Origin of the sequence: Devosia sp. (genome assembly GCF_025809055.1) — a bacterium.
Taxonomy (GTDB): Bacteria; Pseudomonadota; Alphaproteobacteria; order Rhizobiales; family Devosiaceae; genus Devosia.
Window position 1 is genome coordinate 1,505,123 of the sequence record NZ_CP075529.1, and the last position, 17,176, is coordinate 1,522,298.

A 17,176-nucleotide genomic window follows, 5' to 3' on the forward strand; every position below is an offset into this window, starting at 1 on the left:
ATCGTCGCGGCTGCTTGCGCCAATCATGCATCAGCGCCAAACCCTTGGCAAACCAGAACGCCTTTGGGATAAGTCCTGAAGCTGTAGCGATGGGGTGACAATGCCAGCAGACGAAAAAAATGTCAACAAGGCTGACATAAATTCCGCCATCGCGGATCACGCCCATTTGCCGCTCGACATCATGGGCCTGTTTTTCTTCGCCTATCGCGACTTTACCGGCGACGCCGATGCCCTGCTCGACCGCCAGGGCTTCGGCCGGGCCCATCACCGCGTGCTCTATTTCGTCAATCTGCGGCCCGGAATGCCGGTGGCCGACCTGCTCGATATCCTGAAAATCACCAAGCAAAGCCTGGCCCGCGTGCTGCGCCAGTTGATCGATCACGGCTATGTCGAACAGAAAACCGGCCGCACCGACCGGAGGCAGCGCCTGCTCTATGCAACCGAAAAGGGCCGGTCCTTCTTTGCCAACCTGTCCGTGACCCAGGCCAGCCGCATCAATGCCTCGATGGCCGCCCTGCCACCGGAGGCCGCCGCCCAGGTGCGCCGGTTCCTCGTCGGCATGGTCGACCCCGCCGACCACGCCGTCCTCGATCGCCTGCGCCTGACAGATAAGCTGTAGAGCGTATCACCCTCAAACCGAACCATCACCTCCATCGCCCCCTCTCCCCTCAGGGGAGAGGATGGGGTGAGGGGTGAAAACCTCTCGGCAAGAACGCGAGTGTGAACCCCTCATCCGGCGCTTCGCGCCACCTTCTCCCCTCAGGGGAGAAGGGAAAGGCTCCGCCGTTTCAGTCCTATCCTGAGCGGCCTAACCCTGCCCCAGTTCCTCGCTGCGCTTGCGCGCGGCGGCCACGGCCCGCTCCATCAGCGGTGTCAGGCCATCGGGCGCCATCAGGACGTCGAGCGCCGCCGCGGTCGTCCCATTGGGCGAGGTCACGTTCTGCCGCAACACGCTGGCCGGGGCCGGATCGGCCTCCATCAGGGCCGCCGCCCCGATCACCGTCTGCCGCGCCAGTTGCATGGCGACATGCTCGGGCAGACCCTGCGCCACGCCGGCCGCCGCCATCGCCTCGACCAGGTTGAACACATAGGCCGGGCCAGACCCGGACACGGCCGTTACCGCGTCGAGATCGCCTTCCGCCTCGAACCACACCACCGGTCCAGCCGCCGACAACAGCGCCTCGGCCACGGCACGGTCCGCCTGCCCCACATCGGCTCCGGCCACCGCCCCGGTAATGCCCTTGCCGATCTGGGCGGGCGTATTGGGCATGGTGCGCACCACGCGCCCGGTCCCCAGGCCTTCGGACAGACGCTTCAGCGAAATGCCGGCGGCAATCGACAGGATAAGGGTTTGCGCCCCCAGTGCCGGCGCCAGCGTCTCCATCACCGGGCCGATGATCTGCGGCTTCACCGCCAGAACCAGCACATTGGGCTGCAGCCCGGCTGCCTCGGCATTGATGACCAGGTCGAAATCGGCGGCGAGGTGGCGGGCGGCATCGCCGGGCGAAGGGTCCACCAGGACCAGGCTCGTCGGCGGCAGGCCCGCCTCGAGCCAGCCGCGTGCCAGGGCCACGCCCATCTTGCCGGCGCCCACCAGCATGACAGGACCGATCGAACGCAGATTTGCCATCAGAAAAAGCCTTCCGGGAGTGTCGGGGACTTCGCGCCCCTGTTCACGCCAGCATGAAGACTGCACGCGGTGAAGGCAAGGCCCGCTCAGGCCTCGCCGACGGTCTCGAACATCACGTGGCTCAGCGCATCGGCTGCCGATTTTCCGGCCCAGACGACGAACTGGAAGGCCTGGTAATAGAGATCGCAGCTATCGGTCGCCGAACGCAGCAGCGCCTCGCATTGCTGCGGCGACACATCGGCGCCGCCGGTCAGCAGGTGCGAATTGCGGAACAGCACCACGCCTTCCTTGTTCCAGATATCGAAATGGCCGATCCACAATTGCTCATTGATCAGGCTGATCAACTGCTTGATTTCGGCCCGCCGCCCATCGGGCACCTTGAGGTCGAAGGCGCAGGCGATATGCAGGCTTTCCAGGTCCGCCATCCAGTTGAACGACACGTGATAGTCGCTCCAGCCGCCACGCACCGAAATCGAGATTTCGTCGGCATCCTGGCGCTCGAACGTCCAGTCGTTGATCGCGGCAATGTGTTCCACGAGGTCAACCGGATGGGAGCTGCGGTCGGGCTCGAATTCAATCAGAGACATGAACGGTTCCGTGCCTTTTGGGCGCTGGGAGAGTGCAGCGGCCGAGCCGCCAATACCGATGGAAACACGCACGAGCCGCCGTGGCGGCTTACGAATCGTCCTCCTGGTTGAACCGTACACCGCACCACTGATTCAGGGGACGCGACCGGCGCGGAGAACATCATTCTCTTGTGGAAGATGGTCGGCCCGACATGGTTAACGAAGTGTTAAGGCGACGCGCCTTGTCCACACCTGCCGTCTCGTTCCGGCACAGGGTTCCTGAAAGCGCAACCGCGCTAGACCACAGCGTCACTCCCGCGAAAGCGGGAGCCTATGGTTTCAGCAAAACAGGAGGTTCCCGCTTTCGCGGGAATGACACTGTGAAGGGTCACCGGCCCGGTCCATCAGTGAACCGAACTCGCGCCTCCATCGCCCCCTCGCCCGTCCGGGGAGAGGGCCGGGGTGAGGGGAGCAAACCTCTCGGCCACCACTCGCCCCCCATCTGACCAAAAAAGCGACCTAAAACAGCCCCTCGGCGTCGGTCCAGCCGGTCAGCAGCGCCTCGCGCCAGGCCGGAAATCCATTGGCCACCGCCATCCCGGCCGCGGCGGCGTGGTCATAGGGCACTGATCGCAGGCTGACGGCAAAGTTCCCGCCCCGCTGCTCGATCAGGCCATAGCGCGCATCGGGCGAGCCGTGGCCGAATTGCAGCCCGACACTGCCCGGATTGACCACCTGCCGCCCGTCGCGCAGCCGCACCGATCGCGGCAGATGCGTGTGCCCGCAGACGATGACCGGAAAATCGACGCCCTCGGCCTCGCGGGTCACCGTCTCTTCGTCGGGCAGCACCGTCTGCCGGTCATAGGAATAGCCATCGAGCCACATCTGCACATCGCTATTTGGCGTGCCGTGGCAAAGGAACACGTCACGCCCGAAACTGGCCGTGGCCGGCATGGCCGCCAGCCAGTCGATATGGGCCGGGCTCAGCCGGGCCCTGGCAAACCGGTCCACCGGGTCGAGCTCTTCTGGCCCAAGCTCCGTCAGCCAGCGATCGTGATTGCCGGCGATGATCGGGCCATCCAGCGCCATCAGCAGATCCGCCGTCGCCGCCGGATCGATGGGCCCGCTCACATGGTCGCCCAGGCACAGGACCGCATCGACATTTTCGCGTGCGATATCGGCCAGCACCGCCTCGAGCGCCGGCGCATTGCCATGCACATCGGAGATGACGGCGAGCTTCACCGCTGCTTACGGCTTGGCACCGCGCAACGCGGCGAGTTCCTTGCGCAAGGCCTCGATTTCTTCGCCCTGGACCTGCACCAGCTCGCGCAGCGCGTCAAAATCCTCGCGCTTGACCAGGTCCATGTCATTGACGATCCGCTGGGCCTGCGACTTGACCACGGTCTCGACCTCGCGGCGCACCCCATCGGCCACCCCCGCCGCGCCGTTCATCAGGCGTCCCAGATCGTCGAAAATCTTGTTGCTCTGGTTCATGGTCCGTCCGTTTCCGAAATCTCTGTTTGTGTTCGATATGTAGGCCAGTCGGCCCATGTTGACCAGTGCGGCGGATTGGCGGCGCAGACAGAACCGGCCCGGCCCTGTCGAACCGGGACCGGCCGGCTCGTCGCAGCATGGGAGCCGGCAAGGCTCCGGCTCAGGAGGATCAACATGCTTTTGAACAACAAGGTCGCCGTCGTCTATGGGGGCAGCGGGGCGGTCGGCAGCGCCGTCGCCAGGGCATTTGCCCGCGAAGGCGCCGTGGTTCATCTCGCGGCCCGCCGCGCCGAAGGCCTGCAGGCGGTTGCCGAAAATATCCGGGCCGCGGGCGGCCGCGCGCATATCGCGACGGTCGATGCCATGGACCGCGCGGCGGTGGCGGCGCATCTCAACGAGGTTGCCGCCGCGTCCGGTCCCATCGGCATCGTCTTTGCCGCCATTGATTGGGGCGATGCGCAGGGCAACGACCTCGTCGACCTAGACTATGAGCGCTTCGTGCAGCCGGTGCAAAACGGTCTCAAGTCCTGGTTCAACATCGGCACCGAAGCGGCCCGGCTGATGGGCGAGACCGGTGGCGGCGCCATTATCGGCTTCACCGCCAATGCCGCCCGCCAGGCCTATAACCAGATGGGCGGTTTTGGGGTCGCCGGTGCGGCAGTCGAGCATTTTCTGCGCCACCTGGCCGTCGAAGCGGGGCCGAAAGGCGTGCGCTGCTGCTGGGTACGCTCGCCGGGATCGCCCGACACACCCGGCATACGCGAGGTCTGGACCCTTCACGCCAAGGAGCGCGGCATGACCTTCGACGAACTCCATGCCGAGTTTGCCAAGGACACACCGCTGCGCCACATCGCATCGCTTTCCCAGGTCGCCGACGCCGCGGTACTGCTGGCCAGCGATCTGGCATCGAGCATGACCGCCACCCTCGCCAACACCACCGGCGGCGGACAACTGGATTGACCCGGGGCGCGGCGGCCATCCCGCACAAAAAGAGGAGAACGCGATGTTCAACGACATCACCATCGTGCCGGTGCGGACCGACCGCAAGGCCGCCTATCTCGCCTTTTCGGCCCGCATTGCCGAAATCTATCGCGAATACGGGGCCACGCGCATCACCGATTGCTGGCAGTGCCTGGAAGCCAGCAATGAGGCCGATTTCCATGCCGCAGACGCCATGGACACCTACGCCCCGGGCGACCTCCCCGACATGCGCAGGCTCGCCGGCGCCGCCCCCGACGAAACCGTCGTCATTTCCATCACCGAATGGCCCAGCCAGGCCGTACGCGACCGCGCCATCAAGGCAGTCCTCGTCGACCCGCGCATCCAGGCGACCATGAACGAGGACCCCGTATTCGACGGCAAACGCCTGATCGCGGCCGGCTTCGACGTCGAATACGATCTGCATTGAAATGGCGCTGGCGATCGCCGCGGCACGAGAATGCGGAAGCGCTGCGCCCTGGGCCTTTCAATCGGCCCCCAATGGAGCAAACTCGGCAGATATCCAGCGAATAGTCCGATTTACCGGTCCGCCGGCACCGTCTTGTGTAGCCCAGGACATGAACAGGTACTCACCTGAGCTCAACGGGCCTCGCCAAACTTCAACCAGCCGACCAGACCGGACTTCGTCGGCGACAAAGTAGTCGGGCGCGATTGCGACGCCGTGCCCGTTGATAGCAGCATCCAGGGCCAGAGCTGACCGATCGAAGTTCAGTAGGCTCATCTTCGCTTTTTGTCCTGCTGTCCCGCTCAGTCGTTCCCATCGACGGTGCGCGTCCTGCAACAGCGGCAGCAACAACAGAGCCTCTAACTTGAGCGGGCCATCTGGCCGGGCCAGTTCCGGACTGCACACGGCAACCAGTTGAAGTTCGGTCAGGCGATGCACGTGCTGACCCGGAGCGTTTTGAGACGTTCTTGCAGGCCAGATCGCTATTTCGTTTCGACCTAGCCGGCGCCGAAGAAGTTCCTCATGAACTTCTGTCGCGATCGAGACGTCTGGAACTTTGGCGGCAAAGCGCCTCATTCGAGGCATCAGCCACCGCGTCGCAAAGGATGCCCCCAGATGCAGGGTCACCTGATCGTCCCTGCGCTCAAGATCAGCCTGGGCGGTAGCGAGTATCGAAAGCGCCTGGTTGACAGCATCACGGTATTTTTCGCCGTTCGGCGTCAGACGGACGCCGCGAGCTTGCCGCTCGAACAATGCAACGCCAAGTTCTTCCTCAAGCTGCTTCATGCGCTGGGAAACCGCTCCATGCGATAGCCCCAGGCCCTCTGCCGCGCGTTGGAAATTGCCGTGTAGTGCGGCAGCGGCGAAGATACGCACAGAGTTGAGATTGACTGTCCGCGCCAAGACACCCTCAGACGTTAGATTTTCTATTGTCTCATGCAATTTTTCTGCTTTGTCAATTGCTTCTGGCACTGCGATCAACGCTTGAAGAAGGAGGGCTCATCGAAATGCCAGCCGAGGTGTTGGACACGACTGTAACTGTCAGGCCCGCGGGTCCACAGGACGTTGCGGCGATCGCAAATATTCTTCTGCTCGACGCCGGGGAGCGATGTGCGGCGGACCCGGGGCTATGGGGTCTTGTTGGCAACGCTCAAGAAAAAGTGGTGTCCAGCATCCGGTCAGCGATGAAGGCGGAAACACCGCCATTGCGTCAGCAGTGGCTCGTGGCCGAAGCCGAAGGACAGATCGTGGGAGTGACCCATTCGATTCTACTCCCGGTTCCACCAATTTACGCCGGTGAACTCGGGCCGCCGGGACTGATCATGGAAGACTGTCATGTTTCACCCGTGGCGCCTCCGTCCACTCGAGAGAAACTCTTTCAAGCCACACAAGCCGATTTGATCGGTGTCGGTGCCAGGCTGCTGCTGGCCTCCAGTGTTGCCGGTGGCAGCTGGGAAAGTGAGTATGTCGCCCAAGGCTTCGAACCAGTTACACTATACTATGCCAAGACCGGCCTTTGCCTATCGGCCGGACACGCCGACACACGACCGGCCACAGAAACGGACGTGACCAAAATCGTCGCATCGAGTGCATTGAACCGGCGAATCCTGCAGGACCTGCACCCCACTTTCTGGAAAACCCACAAGAACGCAGATGCACACTTCGAAGGTTGGATGAAGCACAGCTTATCCCTCATCGATCGGGACATGTTCGTGGCCGAAACCGGCAACAGATTCGAGGGCTACGCAATCTCGCAGCCGGCAACCTGGCTGCATTTCCCAAGTGCGCACGACATATCCGACATCGGTGTAATCGATGACTTTTTTCACGTTGACCTCATGAATCCTCCAGGCGCCAGCTCTGGCAATGCGTCGTCCATGGCGCTGCTGGTCGAGGCAGAGGCTGCTCGCCAGGAGCGCGGAGATCGGTCCGTCCTGGTCGTTTGCCCTGCCGCCTGGCGCGCGAAAATCGACCTGCTCGAGAAGGCCGGATATCGCAAGGCGATCACATGGCTCATCAAGATCATCGGGCAATAGCGGGTCGAACAATGCTAGCCGACAAGAACCGCATCTTTACCAATCTCTATGGCCGGCTTGATTGGACACTCGCCGGAGCCCGTGAGCGCGGCGCGTGGGACGGAACACAAGATTTCGTGCGAGCCGGTCGAGAGTGGATTACCAATGAGGTCAAGGTCTCCGGGCTTCGCGGGCGCGGTGGCGGCGGTTTTCCGACGGGCCTGAAATGGACTTTCATGCCGCCTGAGAGTAGTGGCCGGCCAAACTATCTCCTGGTCAATGCGGACGAGTCCGAACCCGGCACCTGCAAAGACCGGGAGATCCTGCGTCACGACCCCCACCATCTCGTTGAAGGTTGCCTGTTGGCCGGTCGTGCCATCGATGCGCACATGGCCTTTGTCTACATTCGCGGCGAGTTCGTCCGTGAGCGGCAACGCTTTGAGGCTGCTGTTCAGCAGGCCTATGACGCAAGGCTTATCGGCAGGAACAATATCCATGGATGGGACTTCGACATTCTCGTACATCACGGCGCGGGTGCCTATATCTGCGGCGAAGAAACCGCATTGATGGAATCCTTGGAGGGCAAGAAGGGTCAGCCACGTTTGCGCCCGCCATTCCCCGCAAACGCTGGCGTCTACGGCAATCCCACAACGATCAACAATGCTGAATCGATAGCGGTTGTACCGGAAATCTTGCGTCGATCTGGCGCCTGGTTCAACGCGCTTGGACGTCCCAATAATGCCGGAACCAAACTGTTCTGCGTCTCAGGACATGTGGAACGACCAGCCGTATTCGAAGAGGAAATGGGCGCGCCGTTTGAGGAAATGATCGAAAAACACTGCGGTGGAGTCCGTGGCGGTTGGGGCAATCTACTCGCAGTCATCCCCGGGGGCGGGTCCATGCCCTGTGTCCCAGCAGATAGAATTCGCCATGCCCGGATGGACTATGATGGAGTTCGTGAAGTCGGCTCATCGCTCGGCAGCGCCGCGATCATAGTGATGGACAAATCCACCGACATAATCCGGGCAATCTGGCGGCTGAGTGCGTTTTACAGGCACGAAAGCTGCGGGCAATGCACGCCATGCCGTGAAGGAACTGGCTGGATTGAGCGCATTATGGCCCGAATGGTGGAAGGCCGCGCACAGAAGTGTGAGATCGACATGTTGTTCGAACTCACAAAGCAGATCGAGGGACATACGATCTGCGGACTTGGTGAAGCGGCATCCTGGCCCGTCCAAGGCCTGATCAGAAACTTCCGGCACGTGATCGAGGACCGAATAGACAGTTACACCTATAGAGCTGACAACGACCTGACTTTCGCCAACTGACCTGCTTCTCCTCCGCTCCTGGACCCGCAGTTTCTCTGGGGCGGGTTATCCCGCACACGAAGACCTTTGGCGCTTGGTACGTTGTCACCGGATATCGGTTGGACTTCGAGCCTGTGGTCCAGAAACGAACCACTGCCCCCTCCCCTTTCTTCACCCGCCCCCTTGAGAGACGCGCGGCATCGGGTTACGGCACTCATGAAGCTGCCGTATTGTTTCGGCACTGCCGGTCGAACACTCGGAGCGCCCATTGCCCTTCCCCAATATCGACCCCGTCGCCATCGCCATCGGGCCCATCGCCATCCGCTGGTATGCCCTGGCCTATCTGTTCGGCGTGCTACTCGGCGCCGCCTATGGCTATCTGCTGCTGCGCAATGAGCGGCTCTGGCATCGCGGTGCGCCGCCCTTTGCGGCCAAGGACATCTGGGATTTCGCCTTCTGGGCCATGCTGGCCATCGTCATCGGCGGTCGCGCCGGCTATGTGCTGTTCTACAACCTGCCCTTCTACCTCGCCAATCCGGGCCAGATCATCAACACGCTCGATGGCGGCATGTCCTATCACGGCGGCATGCTGGGCCTGATGCTGGCCGCCATCCTGTTCACCCGGTCCAGGGGCGGCAATTGGCTGTCGAGCCTCGACCTTCTCGGGGCGGTCGCCACCATCGGCATCTTCCTCGGGCGCCTGGCCAATTTCATCAATTCCGAACTCTATGGCGCGCCGACCGACCTGCCCTGGGGTGTCGTCTTCCCCACCGATCCGCTGCAGGTCGCCCGGCATCCGAGCCAGCTTTACGAAGGCCTGCTCGAGGGCCTCCTGCTGTTCCTGGTGATCCGCGTCGCCACCCATGTCTTTTATGCCCTGCGGCGGCCCGGGCTGGTCGCCGGCATCTTTGCCATCGGCTATGCCCTGTCGCGCATGGCGGTCGAATTCGTCCGGCTGCCCGATGAGCAACTGGGCTACCTCTATTTCGGCTGGGTCACCATGGGGCAGATTCTGAGCCTGCCGATCCTTGTTGGCGGCCTTGTCCTTGTCGCCTATGCGGCATCCCGGCGCGAAAGCCCGCTGCGGACGTAATGCTAACAATGCGCTAGCCATTCGGCGCCCAAGTGAGACAGCCTGCATGACCCAATCGCTGACGCTCGAACAGCAGATCGACCTGCACATCACCACCAACGGCCCCATGTCCGTGGCGACCTATATGGGCCTCTGCCTCACGCATCCGTCACGCGGCTACTACCGGGCCGGCGAGCCGATCGGCCGCGCCGGCGACTTCATCACCGCACCCGAAATTTCCCAGATGTTCGGGGAACTTATCGGTTTCTGGCTGGTCAATCTCTGGCAGCAGATGGGCGAGCCGAAGGCCTTTACCCTGCTCGAACTGGGCCCCGGCCGCGGCACGCTGATGGCCGATATCCTGCGCGTCGCCTGCCGCGCCCCCGGCTTCCGCGACGCCCTAAATCTCCGCCTCTTCGAAACCAGTCCGCCGCTGATGGCCGAACAGAAGGCGCGGCTGGACGTCTATGACCCCAAGTGGCTGGAAAACTTCGAGAATTTCGAGGATGGTCCAGTGCTCGTCGTCGCCAACGAGTTCTTCGACGCCCTCCCCATCCGCCAGTTCATCCGCAAGTCCGACGGCTGGCACGAACGCCAGGTCGGCCTCCTCGACGGCAAGCGCGCCTTCGGCCTGTCGCCGACACCCATCCCGCCCCAATCCATGCCCGACGCGGTGCAGGACGCAGCGCCGGACACCATCTTCGAGGCCTGTCTGGCCGGTGGCGAAGTCATGTCGCGCCTGGCAAAAATCGTTGCCGTACAAGGCGGTAGCCTACTTGTCGTAGACTATGGCTACGCCGCGACGCAGACCGGCGAAACCCTCCAGGGCGTCCGCCGCCATGCCTATGCCGATGTGCTCGATGCGCCGGGCGAAACCGACATTTCCGCCCATGTCGATTTCGGCGCCCTGGCCAATGTCGCGCGTCAGGCCGGCCTTGCCGTCCAACCCCTTGCGACGCAAGGCCAATTTCTGACACGGCTGGGCATCGGCGAGCGCGCCGCCGCCCTGGCCGGCGCCAATCCGGCCTCCGCCGCTGATGTCCGCGCCGCCCATGACCGGCTGGTGGGGGACGCGCAGATGGGCACCCTGTTCAAGGTCTTCTGCGCCCATAGTCCGGGCCTGCAACCACCCGGATTTGCCGCATGACGGGCTTTGAGACCTCGCCGCTGCTCAGCACTGACCCGTCCATCCGCCACGGCTTCTTCGGCCGGTCCGGCGGGGTGTCCGAGGGCGATTTTGCGGGCCTCAATGTCTCCTGGTCCGTTGGCGATGATCCTGATATCGTTGATAAAAACCGGACTTTGGTGCGGAACGCCATCGGCGCCGGTCCATTGGTCATCGTCCGGCAAACCCATTCGACCGACGTCGCCACCGTGACCGGGCCGATCGAGCCATCCTCTATCGAAGCCGATGCGCTGGTGACCGCCACGCCGGGCCTGGCCCTTGCCATCCTCACCGCAGATTGCACACCCATCCTGTTCCACGATCCCGAGGCCGGCGTGATCGGCGCGGCCCATGCCGGCTGGCGCGGGGCCGTGGATGGCATAGTCGGCCGGACGGTGGCCGCCATGGCCGACCTTGGCGCCGATCCCGCGCGCATCCGCGCCGCCATCGGTCCGACCATATCGGCGCCCAATTACGAGGTCGGTCCGCAATTCATGCGCGACTTCCTGGCACTGCACCCCGATGGGGGCCGCTACTTTCATGTTCCGGCCGGCCGCAAGGAGCATTTCGACCTGCCCGGCTTCGTTCGGGATCAGCTGGCCAGCGCGGGCATTACCCGGATCGATCCGCTTGCGATCTGCACCTATGCCCGGCCCGACCGGTATTTTTCGCATCGCTACGCGACCCATCAAGGCACCAGAACCGGCCGCCAGGTGTCTGTCATCGCCCTGACATGAGCTTTATTTACCGATCAGCCGAAAGTGGCGTTGCGAGTCCGTTTTCGACTCTATAAAGCTGCCCGCGAAACTGGAAGGTCCCGTCCCCAAGGACCGGTTGAGACAGGATCGCGCCCATGAAGCTGGTGACCGGCAACTCGAACCGACCGCTGGCGCAGGCCATTGCCAGCTATCTCGAACTTCCCCTGACCGACTGCACGGTCAAGCGCTTCGCCGACAAGGAAGTCTATGTCGAGGTGCATGAAAATGTCCGCGGCGAGGATGCTTTCATCATCCAGTCGACCAGCTTTCCGGCCAACGACAATCTGATGGAACTGCTGATCCTGACCGACGCGCTGCGCCGGTCTTCGGCGCGCCGCATCACCGCGGTCATCCCCTATTTCGGTTACGCCCGCCAGGACCGGAAATCTGCCCCCCGCACGCCGATTTCGGCCAAGCTGGTGGCCAATCTGATCACCGAGGCCGGTGCCAACCGCGTGCTGATGCTGGATCTGCACGCCGCCCAGATCCAGGGCTTTTTCGATATACCGAGCGACAACCTCACGGCAGCGCCGGTCATGGTGCGCGACATCCGCAACAATTATGACGTCAAGAATGTCATGATCGTCTCCCCCGACGTGGGCGGCGTGGTGCGGGCCCGCAATGTCGCCAGCCGCATCGGCGCCAACCTGGCCATTGTCGACAAGCGGCGCCCGCGCGCCGGGGTGTCGGAAGTCATGAACATCATCGGCGATGTGTCGGGCCAGACCTGCATCCTGATCGACGACATCGTCGATTCGGGTGGCACGCTGGTCAATGCGGCCGAGGCCCTGCTTAAGGCCGGGGCCAAGGAAGTTTCGGCCTATATCACCCACGGCGTGCTTTCCGAAGGCGCCTCCGAGCGCATCGCGGCCAGCAAGCTCAAGGAACTGGTGGTCACCGATTCCATCCTCGAGACCGAGGCCACCAAGGCCGCCGGCAATATCCGCCGCATGTCCATCGCTTCCCTGATCGGCGAGGCCGTCGCCCGCACCGCCAGCGAACAGAGCGTGTCGAGCCTGTTCGACTAAACCCGCGCTCAAGCGTTAGAATATTCCATTGCGCTATCGTCTTCATCGCCCCCTCGCCCCTCAGGGGAGAGGGATGGGGTGAGGGGTGAAAGCCTCTCGGCAAGAACGCGAGTGTGAACCCCTCATCCGGCGCTTCGCGCCACCTTCTCCCCTCAGGGGAGAAGGGAAAGGCTCCGGCGCTTCAGTCCTATCGTGATGTGGTCTAGTCTCTTCCGGCCGACCATGGCAGCCCGGGAGAATGACATGCCACGCTATCTCGCCATCTATACCGGCACGCTGGATTCCGAGGTCCAGAGGGCCTGGGACGACCTGCCGGAAGCGGAAAAGGCCGATCGCTCGGAGCGGGCCATGCGCGGCTGGGGGCAATGGGCGGAAACCTATCGCGATGCGATCCGCGACCCGGGCGCCCCGCTGGGCAAGACGCTCCTCGCCAATCCCGCCGGCATCAGCAGCATCAGGAACACCATGGCTGCCTATGTGATCGTCGAGGCGGACAGCCATGAAGCGGCGGCGCGCATGTTCGAGAACCACCCCCATTTCGCGCTGTTTCCGGGCACCGGCGTCGAGATCATGGAATGCCTGCCCATGCCGGGCGCCTGAATCTGCGGGCAATGCCGGGAATCCCTTGCCGGTTCATCGCCTTTCCTCTATATCCCGCCGCCATGAAGCGCTCGTCACCCCTGGAGGACGGGCGCGTATGTTGTTGTGGTAATGACATACACCAACCCAGAATGGATGATTTCCATGGCTGCCAACAAGGTGCTCAAGGCACAGGCGCGTGAGGGAGTGGGCAAGGGGGCCGCTCGCGAAGTGCGTCGTCAGGGACGTGTTCCCGCTGTTATTTATGGTGACAAGAAGCCCCCCGTCACCGTCTCCGTTGAATTCAAGGACGCGCTGAAGTTCATCTATGCCGGTGGCTTCAAGTCGCACGTGCTCGACCTCGATGTCGACGGCACCGTGCATCAGGTTATTCCGCGCGACTACCAGCTCGACGTGGTCAAGGACGAGCCGCTGCACATCGACTTCCTGCGTGTGTCCGGCAACTCGACGCTGCATGTTGAAGTGCACGTGTCCTTCATCAATGAAGAAAAGAGCCCCGGCCTCAAGCGCGGCGGCACGCTCAACATCGTGCGCCACACGGTTGAAGTGATCGCTCCGGCCAGCAAGATCCCGGAAGCCATCACCGTGGACCTGACCGGTCTGGACATCGGTGACTCCGTCCACATCTCGGCCGTGACCCTGCCCAAGGGCGTGACCGCTGCCATCACCGACCGCGATTTCACCATCGCGACCGTGGTTGCCCCGTCGGGCCTCAAGTCCGCCGAAGCTGCTGAAGGCGGCGCGGACGATGCCGAAGACGAAGCCGAAGAAAAAGAAGCTGCCGACGAGGAATAATTCCCGTTGCAGCGTCAAAGCTCGTGAGGCGGCCAATGGCCGCCTCATTCATTTGCAAGGGTCGATGCCATGAAACTGCTTGTTGGACTGGGCAATCCTGGCGCCCAATATGAAGGCAACCGGCACAATATCGGCTTCATGGCCGTGGACGCCATTGCCGAGGCCCATGGCATTTCCACCTGGAAGTCCAAGCATTCCGGCCTTCTGGCCGAGGGCAGCGTGGCGGGCGAGCGGGTATTGCTGCTCAAGCCGCAGACCTTCATGAACAAGTCCGGCGGCAGCCTTCAGCAGGTGGCCCGCTTCTATAAGATCGGCAATGAAGACATCGTGGTATTCTACGACGAGCTCGATCTGGCGCCCGGAAAAGTCCGCGTCAAGGTCGGCGGCGGCAATGGCGGGCACAATGGGCTGCGCTCCATCGATCCGCAGATCGGCACCGACTACAAGCGGGTTCGGCTGGGCATCGGCCATCCGGGCAAGGAATTCGTCACCCACCATGTGCTGGGCGATTTCGCCAAGGCCGACAAGGACTGGCTCGACCCGCTGCTCGACGAACTGGCGCGGCAGGCGCCGCTGCTGCTCAAGGGCGACGATTCCGGCTTCATGAACAAGCTGGCCCTGGCCCTGCGGACAGACGAACCCAAGACGTCTCCCGCCGCGAAGTCCGCCCCCGTCCCCAAAGCCCAAAGCCACATCCGCCAGGCGCGCCCGGCAAAGCCGCAGACCGAATTGCCCAAGTCGGGCCCCATGGCGGACATGCTCAGCAAACTGTTTGGAAACAAGGGCGAATAGGCCGGGCGAAGGCTGATAGGCGTCGGTCGCGTGGATGCGGGAAGATGCGGCAGGCCCTTCAATCTCGTCGCCCGGCTCCGATGACTTGACCACCCACTGGCCGTCACCCTCGGGCTTGACCCGAGGGTGCCCGAGGGCTCTTCACTGTGCGATGCCGTCACACGGAGCGCTTATCGGCAAAAAAGCAGGCAAAGCCGCCCTACCCAATATCCTGAAGTACAGGGCCCTCGGGTCAAGCCCGAGGGTGACGCACAGTGGGCGAAAAAAATCGTCGCCAATCAACTGTCGGGTTTCCACCCCACTCAAGTCATTCGCCAGTCATTTGCGTTGACCAAAAACCGGACAATAGCAACGACTGGACTAAGGGCCGCTGCACCGGTATCAAGCCGATATGACCTTGTGCGTTCACTTCCATACCGACGAACGAATTATTCACCCGACCTGATACGTCGGGTCGGGTTCGTCCGTGTGAACACCATCGCGCCACTGGCGCATTTCAGGGTCTCAAATCATGTCATTGAACGTTGCTACGCTGCACCTCGTGTGCGGCAAGATTGCCGCTGGGAAGTCTACTCTCGTTTCTGAACTGGGCCGATCGCCCAATACCATCATCGTAAGAGAAGACCCATGGCTCGCGGAGCTCTACCCGGACGAGCTTCACAGTTTGGCCGATTACGCTCGATGTTCGGCACGGCTCCGCCGCGCGATTGGCCCACATCTGATTGAGGTCCTTCGAGGCGGGCTTTCAGTAGTGCTCGACTTCCCGGCAAACACCGTGAACACTCGGGCCTGGATGCGTGGGCTGTTTGAAGGTGCGCAATGCGCTCATCGACTGCACTACATCGAAGTGTCAGACGAGGTGTGCAAGGCCCGCCTTCGCCAACGAAACGAGGGCGGTAAACACGAATTCTCTGTCAGCGATGAGCAGTTCGACGTCTTTACCAGTCATTTCGTCCCACCCTCACCTGAAGAAATGTTCAACGTGACAGTGCACCGTCCCTGACTGTCGGCAGGTCTGCTATTTTAAAAGGCCTCTCAATAGGAGGCAGGCAGCTTCCCACCCCATTCCCGCAAAAAAACCACCCGGCCTTGCGCCGGGTGGTTCCAGATCACGCGATGATCAAGCCGCTTACGCCACGCGCTGTTTGCGGGGGCCGCGGGCCCATTCGGGGAGCATGGAGCCGTGGGCGTCGAGCAGGTCATCCACCAGGTTCCAGATCTGGTCGAGATCGAGTTCGGCCGCCGTATGCGGGTCCATCATTGCCGCGTGGTAGATGTGCTCGCGGTTCTCTTCGATCAGGGCCCGCACGGTCAGCTCCTGCACATTGATATTGGTGCGGATGAGCGCCGTCAGCTGCGGCGGCAGATCACCGATATAGGTCGGCTGCAACCCGTTGTCGTCGACCAGGCACGGCACTTCCACGGCTGCATTGTTGGGCAATGAGGTGATCACCCCGTTGTTGCGCAGATTGCCGTAGATCACCGAAGGCTCGCCGGTCCATACCGAGTTGACGATGGAGGACGCATATTCCTTGGACGGCTTGACCTCGATGCGGTCGGCCTTCTTGTAGTCCTCGGAGGTCTGCTTCCAGCGCGCGATCTGCTCGACGCAGCGCTTGGGATATTCGTCGAGTGGAATGCCGAATTTCTCGATGATGTCCTCGCGCCCTTCCTTGATGAAATAAGGCGTGTACTCGGCAAAGTGCTCGGAGCTTTCGGTGACGAAATAGCCCAGCCGGGTCATCATCTCGTAGCGCACCTTGTTCGGGCAGCGCGGGTTCCAGCCCGGCTTGGGCGCGCGGCCCTCGCGATAGGCCCGGTGCAGGTCCGGATAGAGGTTCTTGTAGGTGCCATCGGCCTGGCGGTGCTCGAAATTGAGGAAGAAGGCCATGTGGTTGATGCCGGCCGAGCGATAGCGGATTTCCTCGTAGGGAATGTCGAGATCGTGCGCCAGCTCATGCGCCGTGCCCTGCACCGAGTGGCAGAGGCCGACCTGCTTGATCGTCGGATATTTTTCCGAGATCGCCCAGGTATTGATCGCCATCGGATTGACGTATTGCAGCATGATCGCATCGGGCGCGACGGCGAGCATGTCCTCGCAGATGCTCCACAGATGCGGCACCGTGCGGATGCCGCGCATGATGCCGCCGACGCCCAGCGTATCGGCAATGGTCTGGCGCAGGTTGTACTTCTTGGGTACGTCGAAATCGACGACCGTGGATGGCTCGAACCCGCCGATCTGGAAACAGACGACGACGAAATTGGTGCCGTCGAGCGCCTTGCGCTGATCCGAATAGGTCTCCACCACCGCCGGCACGCCCAGCGTCTTGATGAGTTTGGAGGCGATGATCTCGCTTTCCGCGAGGCGGGTCGGATTGATGTCCATGAGCCGGATCGTGGCTCCGGCCAGCGCCGGACGCTGCAGGATATCGCCGACAATGTTCTTCATGAACACGGACGAGCCGGCACCGATGAAAGTGATCTTGGGATTTGCCATTTGGGGAATGCTC

General features: G+C 62.5%; 19 protein-coding genes. 13 read left to right on the top strand and 6 right to left on the bottom strand.

Annotation, left to right across the window (positions count from 1 at the left end):
• The first annotated feature begins 100 nt into the window (after nt 1-100).
• Complete coding sequence (locus tag KIT02_RS07380; RefSeq protein ID WP_297584261.1) at nt 101-619, top strand: MarR family transcriptional regulator; 519 nt, start codon at nt 101-103, stop codon at nt 617-619.
• Nucleotides 620-808: 189 nt separating this feature from the next.
• Here the strand turns inward: KIT02_RS07380 and proC are convergent, their stop codons facing one another.
• The 4 genes from proC to KIT02_RS07400 all read right to left on the bottom strand — a co-directional run bounded on the left by proC (nt 809) and on the right by KIT02_RS07400 (nt 3,690).
• A complete protein-coding gene (gene proC / locus KIT02_RS07385; RefSeq protein WP_297584264.1) occupies nt 809-1,630 on the bottom strand; it encodes a pyrroline-5-carboxylate reductase in 822 nt (273 codons plus the stop codon).
• Nucleotides 1,631-1,716: 86 nt separating this feature from the next.
• A complete protein-coding gene (locus KIT02_RS07390; RefSeq protein WP_297584267.1) occupies nt 1,717-2,217 on the bottom strand; it encodes a YbjN domain-containing protein in 501 nt (166 codons plus the stop codon).
• Nucleotides 2,218-2,715: 498 nt separating this feature from the next.
• A complete protein-coding gene (locus tag KIT02_RS07395; RefSeq protein ID WP_297584270.1) occupies nt 2,716-3,438 on the bottom strand; it encodes a metallophosphoesterase family protein in 723 nt (240 codons plus the stop codon).
• Nucleotides 3,439-3,444: 6 nt separating this feature from the next.
• Entirely contained in the window at nt 3,445-3,690 is a 246-nt protein-coding gene (locus tag KIT02_RS07400; RefSeq protein ID WP_297584273.1) for an accessory factor UbiK family protein, read from the bottom strand.
• Nucleotides 3,691-3,864: 174 nt separating this feature from the next.
• Between KIT02_RS07400 and KIT02_RS07405 the strand changes: the two genes are divergently transcribed.
• Both KIT02_RS07405 and KIT02_RS07410 read left to right on the top strand, forming a co-directional pair.
• Entirely contained in the window at nt 3,865-4,650 is a 786-nt protein-coding gene (locus KIT02_RS07405) for an SDR family oxidoreductase (protein WP_297584275.1), read from the top strand.
• A gap of 43 nt (nt 4,651-4,693) precedes the next feature.
• The gene (locus tag KIT02_RS07410; RefSeq protein WP_297584278.1) at nt 4,694-5,098 is read left to right on the top strand and encodes a DUF1428 family protein; all 405 of its coding nucleotides are present in this window, start codon (nt 4,694-4,696) and stop codon (nt 5,096-5,098) included.
• A 57-nt stretch (nt 5,099-5,155) separates the two neighbouring features.
• On the opposite strand, the gene KIT02_RS07415 is transcribed toward KIT02_RS07410, so the two are convergent.
• The gene (locus KIT02_RS07415; RefSeq protein WP_297584281.1) at nt 5,156-6,037 is read right to left on the bottom strand and encodes a LysR substrate-binding domain-containing protein; all 882 of its coding nucleotides are present in this window, start codon (nt 6,035-6,037) and stop codon (nt 5,156-5,158) included.
• 104 nt (nt 6,038-6,141) lie between these two features.
• Here KIT02_RS07415 and KIT02_RS07420 point away from each other — a divergent pair, with 104 nt between their 5' ends.
• From KIT02_RS07420 to KIT02_RS07465, 10 genes are all read left to right on the top strand, one after another.
• Nucleotides 6,142-7,170, top strand: coding sequence for a hypothetical protein (locus KIT02_RS07420; RefSeq protein WP_297584283.1), 1,029 nt, complete (start codon nt 6,142-6,144; stop codon nt 7,168-7,170).
• Nucleotides 7,171-7,181: 11 nt separating this feature from the next.
• Entirely contained in the window at nt 7,182-8,477 is a 1,296-nt protein-coding gene (gene nuoF, locus KIT02_RS07425) for an NADH-quinone oxidoreductase subunit NuoF (protein WP_297584291.1), read from the top strand.
• Nucleotides 8,478-8,724: 247 nt separating this feature from the next.
• Nucleotides 8,725-9,549: a prolipoprotein diacylglyceryl transferase gene (lgt, locus tag KIT02_RS07430; protein WP_297584293.1), complete on the top strand. Its 825-nt coding sequence runs from the start codon at nt 8,725-8,727 to the stop codon at nt 9,547-9,549.
• A 46-nt stretch (nt 9,550-9,595) separates the two neighbouring features.
• Complete coding sequence (locus KIT02_RS07435) at nt 9,596-10,675, top strand: SAM-dependent methyltransferase (RefSeq protein ID WP_297584296.1); 1,080 nt, start codon at nt 9,596-9,598, stop codon at nt 10,673-10,675.
• On the top strand, nt 10,672-11,430 hold the full coding sequence (pgeF, locus tag KIT02_RS07440) for a peptidoglycan editing factor PgeF (protein ID WP_297584300.1): 759 nt from the start codon (nt 10,672-10,674) through the stop codon (nt 11,428-11,430). The genes KIT02_RS07435 and pgeF overlap by 4 nt, the downstream gene beginning before the upstream one ends.
• Nucleotides 11,431-11,546: 116 nt before the next feature.
• The gene (locus KIT02_RS07445) at nt 11,547-12,479 is read left to right on the top strand and encodes a ribose-phosphate pyrophosphokinase (RefSeq protein WP_297584302.1); all 933 of its coding nucleotides are present in this window, start codon (nt 11,547-11,549) and stop codon (nt 12,477-12,479) included.
• Nucleotides 12,480-12,722: 243 nt separating this feature from the next.
• Complete coding sequence (locus KIT02_RS07450; protein ID WP_297584304.1) at nt 12,723-13,079, top strand: hypothetical protein; 357 nt, start codon at nt 12,723-12,725, stop codon at nt 13,077-13,079.
• Nucleotides 13,080-13,223: 144 nt separating this feature from the next.
• Nucleotides 13,224-13,874 (top strand): 50S ribosomal protein L25/general stress protein Ctc, encoded by a 651-nt coding sequence (locus KIT02_RS07455; RefSeq protein WP_297584306.1) that lies wholly within the window; start codon nt 13,224-13,226, stop codon nt 13,872-13,874.
• Between the two features lie 69 nt (nt 13,875-13,943).
• The gene (gene pth, locus KIT02_RS07460; RefSeq protein WP_297584308.1) at nt 13,944-14,666 is read left to right on the top strand and encodes an aminoacyl-tRNA hydrolase; all 723 of its coding nucleotides are present in this window, start codon (nt 13,944-13,946) and stop codon (nt 14,664-14,666) included.
• 511 nt (nt 14,667-15,177) lie between these two features.
• Nucleotides 15,178-15,669 (top strand): ATP-binding protein, encoded by a 492-nt coding sequence (locus KIT02_RS07465; RefSeq protein WP_297584310.1) that lies wholly within the window; start codon nt 15,178-15,180, stop codon nt 15,667-15,669.
• Between the two features lie 126 nt (nt 15,670-15,795).
• Here the strand turns inward: KIT02_RS07465 and KIT02_RS07470 are convergent, their stop codons facing one another.
• On the bottom strand, nt 15,796-17,163 hold the full coding sequence (locus KIT02_RS07470; RefSeq protein ID WP_297584312.1) for an alpha-glucosidase/alpha-galactosidase: 1,368 nt from the start codon (nt 17,161-17,163) through the stop codon (nt 15,796-15,798).
• Nucleotides 17,164-17,176: the final 13 nt, after the last annotated feature.